The sequence below is a fragment of the Microbacterium cremeum genome (assembly GCF_015277855.1).
Classification (GTDB): Bacteria; Actinomycetota; Actinomycetes; order Actinomycetales; family Microbacteriaceae; genus Microbacterium; species Microbacterium cremeum.
Genome location: NZ_CP063812.1, coordinates 3456029 through 3469405, shown reverse-complemented (window position 1 = coordinate 3469405; position 13377 = coordinate 3456029). Strand labels below are relative to the sequence as shown.

Below are 13377 nucleotides of genomic sequence, written 5' to 3'. Positions count from 1 at the left end.
TGAACGTCATGGTCCCGTGGCTCGGCCAGGAGGAGGCGGACGCCGTCGCTGAGGCGATCGCCAGCGGCTGGATCGCGCAGGGCCCGCGTGTCGCGCGGTTCGAGCATGCGTTCGCTGAGGCGATGCAGGCGCGATACGCCGTGGCGACCAGCAGCTGCACGGCGGCCCTTCACCTCTCGCTGGTCGTTGCGGGAGTCGGCGCGGGGGATGACGTCGTGGTGCCGTCCTTCTCCTTCATCGCCACCACGAACGTGGTCCGATACGTGGGTGCGAACCCCGTGTTCGCCGACGTGGACCCCGTGACCGGCAACGTCACCGGTCACACGGTCGCCGAAGCCCTCACTCCGCAGACGCGCGCCGTCATCGCCGTCGACCAGGGCGGCGTGCCCGTCGACATCGGCGACATCCGTTCGTTCACCGACCAGCTCAACATCGTCGTCATCGAGGATGCGGCGTGCGGCGCCGGATCGACCTACAGGGGGCGCCCGGTCGGCGCGGGCGCAGAGATCGCCGCGTGGTCCTTCCACCCGCGGAAGCTGCTGACGACCGGTGAAGGCGGGATGCTGACCACCTCGAAACCGGACTGGGCCGATCGCGCGCGGCACCTCCGCGAGCACGCGATGAGCGTGTCGGCGGTTGATCGCCACGCGTCGGTCCTGCCGCCGGCTGAGGAGTACACGGAGGTCGGTTTCAACTACCGAATGACCGATCTGCAGGCCGCGGTCGGCCTCGTCCAGCTCGGACGACTGCCGCAAATGGTCGCTCGTCGGCGCGAGCTCGCCGAGCGCTACCAGGCGGCGATCGAAGAGATCCCCGGCCTGCGGGCGGTGGCGGACCCCGAGTACGGCACCGGGAACTTCCAGTCGTTCTGGATCGAGGTCGGCGACCTGTACTCCACGGACAGAGACGGTCTCCTCGAAGCGCTCGCGGAGGCGGAGATCTCCGCTCGCCGCGGGATCATGGCCGCGCATCGCCAACCGCCGTACCTGGGCCTCATCCCGGAAGCCGGGCTGCCGGTCACCGAGCGCCTCAACGACACCACCCTCATCGTGCCCGTGTTCCACCAGATGACCCAGGAGGAGCAGGATCGAGTGATCGCCGTCCTCCGCGCGCCGGACGGAGTGGCACGGTGACAGACGGCATTCTCCTGGTGGGTGCGAGCGGACTCGCCCGCGAGGTGCTCGCGGCCGGCATCACCGGTGTGGTCGGCATCCTGGACGACGACGCGGAGCTGCACGGCACCGAGATCGGCGGGGTGCCGGTCATCGGGTCCGTGATCGAGGCGATCCCGCGCACCGAATCGCTCCTCGTGTGCGTCGGAGGCGGCCGGGGTCGGCGCGACGTGGTGCATCGCCTGCGCGAGTCCGGTCTCGGCGAGGACCGGTATGCCCGCTTCGTCACGCGTTCCGCTCGGATCGGTTCCTCGAGTGACATCGGCCCGGGCACGATCGTGCTCGACAACGTCGTGGTGACCGCGGACGCCGCGCTGGGGCGGCACGTCGTGATCATGCCGGGCTGCACGGTCACACACGACGGTGTGCTCGAGGACTTCGCGACGCTCGCGGCGGGCGTGTCGCTCGGCGGATCGGTGCGCATCGGCGAAGCGGCCTACATAGGGATGAACGCATCCGTGCGCCAGGGAGTCCGCGTCGGAGCCGCCGCGACCGTGGGCATGGGCGCCGCGGTGCTCGGCGACGTGCCGGCGGCGGCGACGTGGGCCGGCGTGCCGGCTCACGAGGTCGGGGGGTCGGCATGAGCAACCCGGTGCCGTTCCTCGACCTCGCCGCACAGCAGGCCGAGGTCGCGGACGAAGTACTGGCCGCGTGGCGCGATCAGCTGGCCTCGGCGTCGTTCATCGGCGGGCCGGCGGTCGAGGCGTTCGAGCACGAATACGCCGACTACATCGGCGTGCATCACGTCGTCGGCGTCTCCAACGGCACGGACGCGCTCGAGCTCGCGTACCGGGCGATGGGAGTCGGTCCCGGCGACGAAGTCATCATGCCTGCGAACACGTTCATCGCGACGGCCGAGGCCGCCTCGCGAATCGGTGCGGTTCCGGTCTTCGTGGACGTCGACGACGATCACCTGCTGATCGACCCCGAGGCCGTCACGGCGGCGATCACCTCCCGCACGAGGGTGATAGCCGCCGTTCATCTGTTCGGCCAGACCGCTCCGATGGAGCGCCTCATGACGATCGCGGAAAGGCATGGCGTGAAGGTCGTGGAGGATGCCGCGCAGGCGCAGGGCGCGTCCGGTCTGGCGGGGCGCGCGGGCGCCCTGGGTCATGTGGCGGCGACGAGCTTCTATCCCGGCAAGAACCTGGGTGCCGCCGGGGACGCCGGCGCGGTGATGACGGATGACGCGGATGTCGCAGCGCTCGTCCGCAACGTCGCTGCCCACGGCAGCTCGACGAAATACGTTCATGCCCGTATCGGAATGAATGCCCGGCTGGACGCCGTCCAGGCGACGGTGCTGCGGGCGAAGCTGCGTCGGCTGGACGCCTGGAATGCGGCTCGGCGGACCGCTGCCGAGCGCTACGGCGAGATGCTCGCGGACGTCGAAGGCATCCGGCTGCCCGCGGTGCGCGACGGCAACGCCGACGTCTGGCACCTGTACGTGGTCCGTGTGGCCGAGCGCGAGCGGATGATCGCCGAACTGCGCGCCGGAGGAATCGAGGTCGGCATCCACTACCCGACGATCGTTCCCCAGAGCGCCGCATACGAGGGGCTCGGATATCGACGCGGTGAGTTCCCAGTGGCCGAAGCGGCGGCCGGACGGGTCCTGTCGCTGCCGATGTTCCCGCATCTTTCCGAGGGGCAGTGCCAGGCGGTCGCAGACCGACTGCGCGCCGCAGCGAGAGGGGGTGGTCGGTGACCATGCGGGTGCTCGTCCATCTCAACAGCCTCGAACTCGGCGGATCGCAGATCAACGCGGTCGATTTCGCGCGCGCCCTGCGTGATCGGGGGATCGACTCGATCCTGGTGGGGGAGCGCGACACGATCGGGGGCGGTCCGTCGCTGCTCGACTACGCCGATCTGCACGGCATCGGCATCACCGTCTACGACCGTGCGGCCGGACTGCTGCCCCACGCCAGGCAGCTGCGCCGGATGGCGGACGAGCTCGGCGTCGACCTCGTCCACGCGTATGGGATGTGGGGTGCGGCACGCAACGTCTACTGGGGGCCCGCGACGTTCGGGAGGATCCCGTGGGTGCACACCGTGTACGAGATGAGCGTCAGCGATGTCGTTCACAGCCACGTACCACTCATCGTGGGAACCGAGTACCTCGTCGAAGACCTGGTCGACCGCCCCGCGCCGACCGTCCTCATCTCGCCTCCGGTCGACCTGACCGCCGACTCCCCGCGGGTCGACGCCGGCGCGGCACTCTTCCGCGACCGGTACCGTCTCGGCGACGGTGTCGTGCTGGGGATCGTGAGCCGGCTGGAGCGGCAGCTCAAGGCCACGGCCATCCTCGTCGCCATCGACGCGATGCGCGACCTCGCGTCGACGGGTGCGACCCTCTTCGTCGTGGGGGACGGCGATGCACGCTCTGTCCTGCGGGCCGAGGCGGAGGCCGTCAACGAGGATGTCGGCAGGCCGGCCGTTCGCATGCTGGGCGCGCTGTCCGACCCGCGGCCCGCATACCTCGCGGCCGACATCATGATCGGGATGGGGGGATCCGCCGCGCGTGCGCTCGCCTTCGGCAAGCCCCTCATCGTGCACGGCGAGGCCGGCTGGTCGCGGCTGTTCGAGCCCGAGAGCGCGCGGGCGCTGGCACGATCCAGCTTCTGGAGCCCGGAGCATCCGGAGGATCCTGTCGCCGACCTCGTGCGGATCGCTCTCCCGCTGATCGCCGACGAAGCACGGCGTCGCGCACTCGGTGGGTATGGGCGAGACTTCGCGCGGGCACGCTTCGGCCTCGATGCCATGTCGGATCGACTGGCCGGCTTCTATGCCGACGCGATCGGTGCCTACGGCGCGCGGGAGTGGGTCCTCGACCTGCCCCATGAATGGCGGCGGCTGGTGAGGAAGGTGGCTCGCCGAATAGGGCGGATGAACCCGGGGTATGCGAGGCGGGGCGGCCGAAGGTGAAGAGCCCGCCACCACCGGACGCGCCGGACTTCGAAGCACTCCCCCCCAGGGAGTGGGCGCCGCCGAGCCCGTTGCCGGAAGGCGAGGGCATCGCTGTCGCGGGTTCCGACGCCCATGTCGAGCCGAGCGAGGTGAGTGGTCGCGCCGCATCCGGAGTCCTCTGGCTCACGGCGCAGAAGTGGGCCGTCCGGCTGTTCGGCTTGGTGACGATCGCCGTTCTCACACGCCTGCTGAGCCCGGAGGATTTCGGCACCGTCGCCGCAGCCTCGACCGTGCTGCCGTTCTTCTACCTTCTGGCGGATCTCGGCTTCGCGGCGTACATCGTGCAGGCCGACAAGACCGACGCGAGGATGCTGAGCACCGCATTCTGGTTCTCGCTGGGTGCCGGCGTGGTGCTGAGCGCGGCCCTGTTCGCGGTCTCCCCGGTGTTCGGCGCGGTGTTCCGCGACGAGGGGGTGGTTCCAGTCCTGCAGACGCTGTCGCTGTGCGTGATCCTCGCCGCCGCCGGCTCAGTGCCGACAGCGCTGCTGCGCCGGGACATGCGATTCCGGACGCTCGCCTGGCAGGGTGCGACAGGCGCCGCGATCGCGCAGGTGGTCGCGCTGGCGGCTGCGTTCAGCGGGTGGGGCGTCTGGGCTCTGGTCGCCCAGAGCCTCGTGGCTCCATCGATCTCGACCGTGCTCGCGTGGACCGCATCGCGATGGCGACCGAGCTTCGCGTTCGCCGCCTCCGACTTCCGGACGATGGCGACGTTCGGCGGCCAGGTCCTCGGTGTCGAGTTCGTCGCGATGCTGAGGGCGTGGGGCGAGGCCGCTGTCATCTCCGCGACTCTCGGGATGGCGGCGCTGGGATTCATGAACATCGCGCTGAGGCTCGTGCAGATCGTTCAAGACCTCACGGGCAGCGCGATCGTTCCGGTGACGAACGTCGCCTTCGCCAAGATCAGGAACACCCCCGCCCGGCTCCGCAGCGCCTACCTGCGCGCCCTGCGTCTCACCTACTTCACCATGTCGCTCCCGCTGACCGTGCTCGCCGTGACCGCACCGCTCATTCTTCCGATCGCGTTCGGCGACGGTTGGGAACCGAGCTACCAGGTCGCGCAGATCCTCGCGCTCGCGGGCACGCTGTCCGTCGGCGCCTGGCTCGACCACGGCCTGTTCTACGGCGTCGGCAAGCCCGGTGTGTGGTTCGCATACGCGCTGATCATCGACGCCCTCACCCTCGGCGCCACGGTGCTGCTCGCGCCCCGCGGGCTCGTCGCGATCGCGTGGGGTTTTCTCGCGGTCTGCATCGTCGCGACGGTCAGCCGGTGGTTCCTCACCGCCCGCTTGCTCCATGCCCGACTGCGGGAGGTGGCGGGCCCCTTCGGGTATCTGATCGTTGCGGTCGGGATATCGGCCGCCGCCGGCTGGGCGATCGTCACCGTGGCCGGTTCCCTGCCGGTCTGGCTCTGCCTGAGCCTTACCGCGATGAGTGTGGCCGTCGTCCATCTGCTGGTCACCCGGGTCATGTCACCCGGCGTGATCCCAGAAGCCCTCGGCATCATCGCGCAGTCGAGAGTCGGTGCGCGTATCCCGGTCGTCCGCCGCTACAGGAAAGGCGCCTGATCATGGAGCTCGAACGAGAGGGCACAGCGGTCCCACTGGGAGGAACCCGAGTCGCGATCCTCGTCCAGAACCTGCCGGTGCCGTTCGATCGTCGCGTCTGGCAGGAAGCGACGTCGCTCGCAGCAGCGGGCGCGGATGTGACCGTGATCTGTCCGGGCGATGAGCGTCACCCCGTGGGCGACTTCCTGATCGACGGGGTCGCTGTGCACCGGTACGAGGCCGCACGCGAAGCGAACGGCGTGCTCGGCTATCTCGACGAGTACGTCGTCTCGCTCCGGCGCATGACCGGCGTCTTCGATCGTGACCGGGCCGTCGAGCCGTTCGACATCGTCCACTTCTGCAATCCGCCCGATCTGCTGTATCTCGTCGCCAAGCGTGCGAAGCGGGAGGACGGCAGCATGCTGGTGTTCGATCAGCACGACCTCGGCCCGGAGCTCGTCGAGGCGAAGCGGATGCCGCTGCCCCGGCTGTTCGCGTCGGTGGCGCGGTTCTTCGAGCACCGCACGTACGCGTGGGCGGACCACGTCATCTCCACCAACGACAGCTACCGGGACATCGCGATGCGTCGTGGCCGCTTCCGCGGCGAGGACGTGGCGGTCGTGCGCTCGGGCCCGTTCCGGTCGTGGGCCGCGTACCGCTCGACCGGCGAGGACTGGCACCGCGGACGCCGGTTCCTGCTCGGCTACGTGGGCGTGATGGGACGGCAGGAAGGCATCGGCTATCTGATCGACGCCGTGAAGATCCTGGTCTCCGAGCGGCACCTTGACGTGCACCTCGCGCTGATCGGGTCGGGGCCCGACAGAGAGCGACTGGCGAGCCTGGCCCGCGACCGAGGGATCGCGGATCGGGTCGAGTTCCATGGTCGTGTCCCCGATGACCAGATGAAGAGCATCCTCGCCGATTCCGACGTGTGCGTGAACCCCGACGAAGTCAACACCATGAACGATCTGTCCACGATGAACAAGATCATCGAGTACATGGCGCTGGGGCGGCCCATCGTGCAGTTCGACGTGCGCGAGGGGCGCTTCTCCGCCGGCGATGCCTCCCTCTACGCTTCCCGCGCCAACGACGCGCGGAGCTTCGCGCGCGCGGTGGAGCGCGTGCTGCGCGAACCTGAGCTCGCCCGCGCGATGGGCGACGCCGGCCGGGCGCGATTCGAGCACACCCTGTGCTGGGAGATCCAGGCGGAGACTCTCGTCTCGTCATACCGCCGATGGGCGTCGGGACGGGTGCCGCTCAGACGCGACCGCAGCACGACAGCGCACACGACAGCGAGGAGTGTGGGAACGTGAGAGTAGCAGTATTCGGGCTCGGCTATGTGGGGAGCGTGACCGCGTCCTGCCTGGCCGACGCCGGGCACGAGGTCGTCGGCGTCGACCTCTCGCAGGCGAAGGTCCACGCCATCCTTCAGGGCCACGCGCCGCTCGCGGAGCCGGGCCTGGACGGCCTGACGCGCAGCGTGGTCGAATCCGGTCGTCTGACAGCAACGACGGACGTCGCGATCGCCCTGACCGGCGCTGAGGCGGCCGTCATCTGCGTCGGCACACCGTCCGCACCGAACGGCTCGCTGGTCACCGAGTTCGTCGAAACTGTGCTGAGGGAGATCGCGGAGTTCCTCGACGGAAATCCTGATGCGGGTCGTCTGACGGTCATCATCCGGAGCACGCTCCTGCCCGGCACCACCGAGCGGCTCATCGAGTCGCACCTGCCCGTACGCAACGGCGGGCGCTACGGCGTGGCCTATTGTCCCGAGTTCCTTCGGGAGTCGACGGCGATCGAGGACTTCCGGCATCCCCCGTTCACCATCATCGGGACAGACGACGACGTCACCTTCGCCTCCGTCGTCGCACTGTTCGAGTCCGTCGGCGCACCGATCCGCCATGTCACGATCGCCACGGCGGAGTCCATCAAGTACGCCAGCAACGCCTTCCACGCCGTGAAGATCGCATTTGCGAACGAGATCGCGCGATTCGCCGACGCCTACGGTGTCGATGCGGACACACTGATGGCCGTGTTCGTCGAGGACAGGGTCCTGAACGTCTCGGAGCGATACCTCCGGCCGGGGGCATCGTTCGGAGGATCATGTCTGCCGAAGGACGTTCGGGCGCTGACCTACGCGGCTCGACGCGCGGATGTCGATGCTCCGCTGTTGGAGAGCCTGCTCGCCAGCAACTCGTCACACACACGGCGAGTCGTGGACCACGTCCTCCTGCTGGGATGGCGACGGGTGGCGCTCCTCGGCCTGGCGTTCAAGACCGGCACCGACGACCTGCGGGAGAGCCCCTACGTCGATATCGCCGAGACGCTGACCGGCAAGGGCGTCGAGGTGCACATCTACGACGCGGTCGTGAATCCCGCGGAGCTGGTGGGGAGCAACGAGTCGTACATCCGCCTTCGGCTGCCGCATCTCGAGAAGCTGCTGTTCGACTCGCGCGCCGCTGCGGTCGAGGGGGTGGACGGAATCATCCTGGGCTCCGACCGCCCTCCCGGCCGCTTCGTCGAATCATCGGGGATCCCCGTGCTCGACGCCAACACCCCCGCCCGTCACTGGCCGCAGTTTGCGCCCGTGACGCGCTGACGAGAAGCCGGAGGAGGTCGTCGCATGAACGCTTTCGCGGAGATGCTGCTCGCCGCGCGAACGCAGAGCCCGCACGTGCTCGCCGTCACCGACACCCGGGGCGGCCTCACACACGCGGAACTCGTGGCGGCCGCCAGGGCGGAGGCCGCGAGGATCCGAGGGGACGCCAGGCGTCCCTCGCCGGTGGTGGCGATCTGCCTGCCGCTGTCCACCGACTGCCTCGTGAGCCTGGTCGCCGCGATACTGGGGAACTACTCCATCTGTTTCCTCGACCCGGCGGTCGACCCGGATCGACACGCGGCTGTGCTCGCCGCACTGCGGCCGGACGTGACGGTGACCGTCCGCGGGCTTCGACGGTCAGCCGGACAGGATGCCACCGCCGTCGCGATCGCCGAGCCCGGCTATGTCGCGAGGTCCTCCGGCTCCACCGGAGGGGCACCCAAGGGCGTCCTGGCGTCCTGGGCCGCCATCGCCGCGTTCGTTCCCGCCGGCGCGCAAGCGCTCGAGCTGGACCGCGACGCCGCCTGGGCCGAGGTCTCTCACCCGGCGTACGACATGGCGATGACCAACCTGCTGGTGGCCCTGGCCAGCGGCGCCGCGATCCACCTCTCCGGCGCCCTGAGCGACCAGCTCCGGCCCCTGCGCTTCATCGAACGCGTCGCGGCGACGCACGTGCGGCTCGCCCCGCGGTTCATCGAACTCGCGTCGGCCGAGCGACGTCCTCCGGACGGACTCCCGCTGCGCGTGTGGGGCTCCGGTGGAGACCGCCTCCACATCGCGCACGTGGATCAAGCCTTCGCCCTCGGCGTCCCGACCGTCATCAACACGTACGGCACGAGCGAGACGGTCGGTTTCGCCAGCGCTGCGCGACTGATCCCGTCGGAGGAGGTGGCCTCCGTGGGGGGATGCGCGCCGATCGGCCGCGGGCGCGTCGGTCGCTGGAGCGCCGGGCTCGTCGGAACCGAGCCCGACCGCATGCTGACCATCAGCTCGCGGCATCTGCCTCGGGGCTACCTGTTCGGCGCCGCCCCCGACTACCCCCGTTGGGAGGAACCGAACACCGTCGTGACGGGAGACATCGGCGCCTGGGACGGGGACAACCTCTTCTGTCTCGGCCGGACGGGACGACGCGTCAAGCGCAACGGAAGCTTCGTCGAGCTGGATGCCATCGATCGCGCCCTGCGAGACGCGAGGGCCGTTCTCTCGTTCACGGTCACGACGCGCTCAGGCGAGCTGCTGAGCCTGGTCGAAGGGGAGAGGACGCAGACCGACGGACTCCGGCGAGAGCTGATCTCGTCGCTGCGCCCGGAGTCTGTCCCCGATGGGGTGATCGCCGTCCCCCGACTTCCCCGGCTCGCCAACGGGAAGGTGGACCAGTCGGCGGCTGCCGCGCTCGCCGAGTCCCTGTCGTCGCGAGGGGAGGGGTGACGAATGCCGGCCGAGCTGAGTCCCATCACTGCGGCTGACCTGCCCGCCGTGGGGAAGTTCCTGCACGAGAAGCTCAACGGACGGGTCAGCGCCGCAGCGTGGGCCGATGCGCTGCACGTCCCGTGGACGGTGTCGGCGCCGAATCACGGCTACTTCCTCCGGAGCGACGGCGAGGTCGTAGGCGCGTACCTGGCGTACTACTCCGATCGCACGATCGGAGGCACGACCGAGAGGTTCTGCAATCTCGGCGCGTGGTGCGTGGACGAGGGCCACCGCGCACAAGGTCTGCGGCTTCTCATGGCCCTCCTGCGCCAGCGCGGGTACCACTTCACCGACTTCTCGCCCAGCGGCAACGTGGTGGCGCTGAACCGGAAGCTCAGCTTCACCGACCTCGACACCACTACGGCACTCATCCTCAATCTCCCGTGGCGGACACCGCCCGGCACCCGGATCAGCAGTGAGCCGGCCCTGCTGGAACGCGTGCTGACGGGCACCGAGCGGAGGATCTACGACGACCACCGCACAACCAGTGCCGCGCGACACCTGCTGCTGCTCTCGGGCGAGGACCGCTGTTACGTCATCTTCCGCAAGGATCGCCGCAAACGCGTCCGCGCGTTCGCATCGATCCTGTACGTCGGGAACAGACCGCTGTTCCAGCGTCTGATCCGTCCCCTGGGGAGCCACCTGCTTCTGCACCACGGCGCCGCTGCGACGCTGCTGGAGTGCCGTGTAGGAGGCGGGCCACCCCGAGGGTCGATCGTGCTCGGCCGGTCCCGGCCGAAGATGTACAAGAGCGACACCTTGACTCCTGACGACATCGACTACCTCTACAGCGAGCTGACATGCCTTCAGTGGTAGCCGCAGGCGCGCGTCGCGTCGCGTCCCGGGAAGGAAGGTGAAGCGGCAGTGGCGTATCGACCTCGTTTTCAGACCCGCGACGGCGGCATGCTGCTCGGCGGGCTGCCGATCGAGCGCCTCGCGCGGCGCGTCGGCAGTACGCCGTTCTTCGCCTACGACCGCGCGGCACTCAGCGAGCGGGTCGCTCTCCTGCGCGCAGAGCTTCCCGACGATCTCGAACTCAGCTATGCGGTCAAGGCCAACCCGATGCCCGCGGTCGTGCAGCACCTCAGCGGGGTGGTCGACTCGCTCGACGTCGCGTCAGGGGCCGAGATGAAGCTCGCGCTGGATACCCCGATCGGCGCGGGCGCCATCAGCTTCGCGGGGCCGGGGAAGTCGAACGCCGAGCTTTCGCAGGCCGTCGCGGCCGGGGTGATCATCGAGCTGGAGTCCCCGATGGAGGCCGACCGCGTCGTGAAGGCCGGCGAGGAGGTCGGTGTCCGTCCTCAGGTGGCCATTCGCGTGAATCCGGACTTCGAGGTGAAGGGGTCCGGCATGCGGATGGGCGGGGGCGCTCAGCAGTTCGGCGTCGATGCGGAGAACGTGCCGTCCTTGATCCGACGACTCGAGCAGGCAGATGTCGACCTGCTCGGCTTCCACGTGTTCGCCGGCTCGCAGAATCTGCACACCGAGATCATCCTCGACGCGCAGGTCAAGACGGTCGATCTGCTGCTCGCACTCTCCGAGGAGGCCGGCTCTGCGGTGTCGTACCTGAACCTCGGCGGGGGGCTCGGCATCCCTTACTACGAGAACGACGATCCACTGGATCTGCACGCCGTGGGCGCGAACCTGGAGAACCTGCTTCGTCACCGCATCCGGCCCGCGCTGCCGGACGCGCGCGTCGTTCTCGAGCTGGGTCGATACATCGTGGGCGAGTGCGGGGTCTACGTCACCCGTGTCGTGGACCGGAAGGTGTCGCGAGGCAAGATCTTCCTCGTCGTCGACGGTGGCATGCACCACCAGATGGCGGCCTCGGGGAACTTCGGGCAGGTGATCAGGCGCAACTATCCGATCGCAGTGGCGGATCGATGGGACTCCGCCGACGTCGAGTCGGTGCAGGTGGTGGGCTGCCTGTGCACACCGCTGGATCTGCTGGGAAACGGGGTGCATCTCCCGCGCGCCGAGGTGGACGACCTGATCGTGCTGTTCCAGGCCGGTGCCTACGGTCTCACGGCGAGTCCCACGGCTTTTCTCAGCCATCCTGCGCCGCCGGAGGTGCTCGTATGACCGCCGATCTGGTCGAACTACGGGGGAAGAGGATATGAACATCAGCAGCGACACCCTCGACAGCGTCAAGGCTGTCGTCGTGAGGACACTGGAGATCTCGGATCGCGCCGACACTCTGGACGCCGCGACGCCGCTCTTCGGCAGCATGCCCGAGCTGGACTCGCTCGCGTTGCTCGAACTCGCCGCCTCGCTCGAAGAGGAGTTCGGGTTCGTGATGGCCGACGAGGACTTCACGGAGGAGGTGTTCGAGACGGTCGGATCTCTGGCTGAGTTCGTCGAGCGCCGGCGAGCCTGATCGCGGCCGCGTGACCCTGCACCATGTCGGCGACGCTCGTGAGGATCGCCGGGGGCACTCGGCGCGTCGGGTCGGCGCGGACGCGATGGGCGACCACCGAGAGGGCCTCGGCGAACGCACCACGGTTCGACTGTCGTCGTGAGCGACGGCGGGCGGCGCGGACGCGCGCGTCGGTGACTGCCGCAGCCTCGCCCACCGCGTTCGGGATGAGCACGGACCGAGTCGCATCGAAGGAGACGAGCTCTGCACCGCCCCCCACTTCGCTGAGAACAAGCGGCAGGCCTGTGGCGGCCGCCTCGGTGGCCGCAACCGCCCAGCCCTCGAAGAACGAGTTCAGCAGGAAGGCATCGGCTGCCAGAAGCAGTGTGCGCGCGTGCGAGTTGGCCAGCAGATGAACCCGGTCGCCCTGTGGGCTGCAGCGCCGGATCGCGTCGGCACGCCGGACCTCGACCCAGTCCGACGGGTCACCGGCGAAGACGAAGCGCACACCGGCGAGCCCGTTCTCGAGCGCATAGACGAACGACGCGACGGTGCCGGCCACGTTCTTCTGCGAGTCGTACCGAGCGAGGCAGACGAACACGATGTCGTCTCCGAGCGGCACTCCGAGCACACCGGCAAGGGCGTCGCGCGCCGCCGCGCGGTCGCCGTCGGTTGCCGGCGCGGATCCCGGGACTCCGTTCGGGACGACGCGGAACCTCCGGGCGTCTGGCCCGGGGACGTGGCGGGCGTGGAACTCGCGCACCGTCTCGCTCACCGCGACGCCCACCTCTGACCGGCGGATCAGCGCGCGGAACGCAGTCCAGCGCCGGCGTGTGAAGTGGATCTCGGTGTTGTGCATGGCGGTCACCAGGGGCAGGCCGCTTTCGATCGCCGCCGTTTCGACAAAGGCGGGCGCACTGTGAAGAGCGATCACGTCGACGTCGCGGAGTGCCGCAGCGGCCTCTCCGGAGGTGGCGACGGGGCGCACTTCGATCCCGTCCGCGCGCAGTCGCGCGGCCCGGGGGCCCTCACCACGACACACGACGACGGGATGCACCTTCGCCGCAGGAAGTCGCACAGCGAGTTCCTCGATGACGAAGCCGATGCCGCCGATCTCCAGCCCGTCGGTGGCCAGCGCACACGTGAGGTCGGCGAAAGGCTCAGGGTCGCCTGGGTGGGCAAGCGGGCTCGATCCGGTCGCGGGAGATGGGAGAACCGGTAGGGGCCGACGGAGGACCTTCGCTGTGATCCTGTGCACGTATCCGTACCGGATGC

General features: G+C 69.2%; 12 protein-coding genes. 11 read left to right on the top strand and 1 reads right to left on the bottom strand.

The annotated features are described in order from the left end of the window. Positions 1-8 precede the first annotated feature (8 nt). The 11 genes from IM778_RS15545 (at position 9) to IM778_RS15495 (ending at position 12123) form a co-directional block, all read left to right on the top strand. Complete coding sequence (locus IM778_RS15545; protein WP_194411925.1) at positions 9-1133, top strand: DegT/DnrJ/EryC1/StrS family aminotransferase; 1125 nt, start codon at positions 9-11, stop codon at positions 1131-1133. Next, a complete protein-coding gene (locus IM778_RS15540; protein WP_194409718.1) occupies positions 1130-1756 on the top strand; it encodes a NeuD/PglB/VioB family sugar acetyltransferase in 627 nt (208 codons plus the stop codon). The genes IM778_RS15545 and IM778_RS15540 overlap by 4 nt, the downstream gene beginning before the upstream one ends. Then, positions 1753-2874 (top strand): DegT/DnrJ/EryC1/StrS family aminotransferase, encoded by a 1122-nt coding sequence (locus IM778_RS15535; protein WP_194409717.1) that lies wholly within the window; start codon positions 1753-1755, stop codon positions 2872-2874. Before IM778_RS15540 ends, IM778_RS15535 begins: the two co-directional genes overlap by 4 nt. Before the next feature lie 2 nt (positions 2875-2876). Continuing rightward, complete coding sequence (locus tag IM778_RS15530; protein ID WP_228484856.1) at positions 2877-4091, top strand: glycosyltransferase family 4 protein; 1215 nt, start codon at positions 2877-2879, stop codon at positions 4089-4091. Positions 4092-4222: 131 nt separating this feature from the next. Further along, on the top strand, positions 4223-5698 hold the full coding sequence (locus tag IM778_RS15525; protein ID WP_228484602.1) for a lipopolysaccharide biosynthesis protein: 1476 nt from the start codon (positions 4223-4225) through the stop codon (positions 5696-5698). A 2-nt stretch (positions 5699-5700) separates the two neighbouring features. Continuing rightward, the gene (locus tag IM778_RS15520; protein ID WP_194409714.1) at positions 5701-6990 is read left to right on the top strand and encodes a glycosyltransferase family 4 protein; all 1290 of its coding nucleotides are present in this window, start codon (positions 5701-5703) and stop codon (positions 6988-6990) included. Then, the gene (locus IM778_RS15515; RefSeq protein ID WP_228484601.1) at positions 6912-8276 is read left to right on the top strand and encodes a nucleotide sugar dehydrogenase; all 1365 of its coding nucleotides are present in this window, start codon (positions 6912-6914) and stop codon (positions 8274-8276) included. The genes IM778_RS15520 and IM778_RS15515 overlap by 79 nt, the downstream gene beginning before the upstream one ends. Before the next feature lie 24 nt (positions 8277-8300). Then, complete coding sequence (locus IM778_RS15510; protein ID WP_194409712.1) at positions 8301-9704, top strand: AMP-binding protein; 1404 nt, start codon at positions 8301-8303, stop codon at positions 9702-9704. 3 nt (positions 9705-9707) lie between these two features. Then, entirely contained in the window at positions 9708-10562 is an 855-nt protein-coding gene (locus tag IM778_RS15505) for a GNAT family N-acetyltransferase (protein ID WP_194409711.1), read from the top strand. Positions 10563-10610: 48 nt separating this feature from the next. Further along, positions 10611-11828, top strand: a complete 1218-nt coding sequence (locus IM778_RS15500; protein WP_228484600.1) for a pyridoxal-dependent decarboxylase, exosortase A system-associated — start codon at positions 10611-10613, stop codon at positions 11826-11828. Positions 11829-11862: 34 nt separating this feature from the next. Beyond that, a complete protein-coding gene (locus IM778_RS15495) occupies positions 11863-12123 on the top strand; it encodes a phosphopantetheine-binding protein (protein WP_194409710.1) in 261 nt (86 codons plus the stop codon). Here the strand turns inward: IM778_RS15495 and IM778_RS15490 are convergent. Then, positions 12059-13360, bottom strand: coding sequence for a glycosyltransferase (locus IM778_RS15490; RefSeq protein WP_228484855.1), 1302 nt, complete (start codon positions 13358-13360; stop codon positions 12059-12061). The two genes, IM778_RS15495 and IM778_RS15490, sit on opposite strands and share 65 nt — an antisense overlap. Positions 13361-13377: the final 17 nt, after the last annotated feature.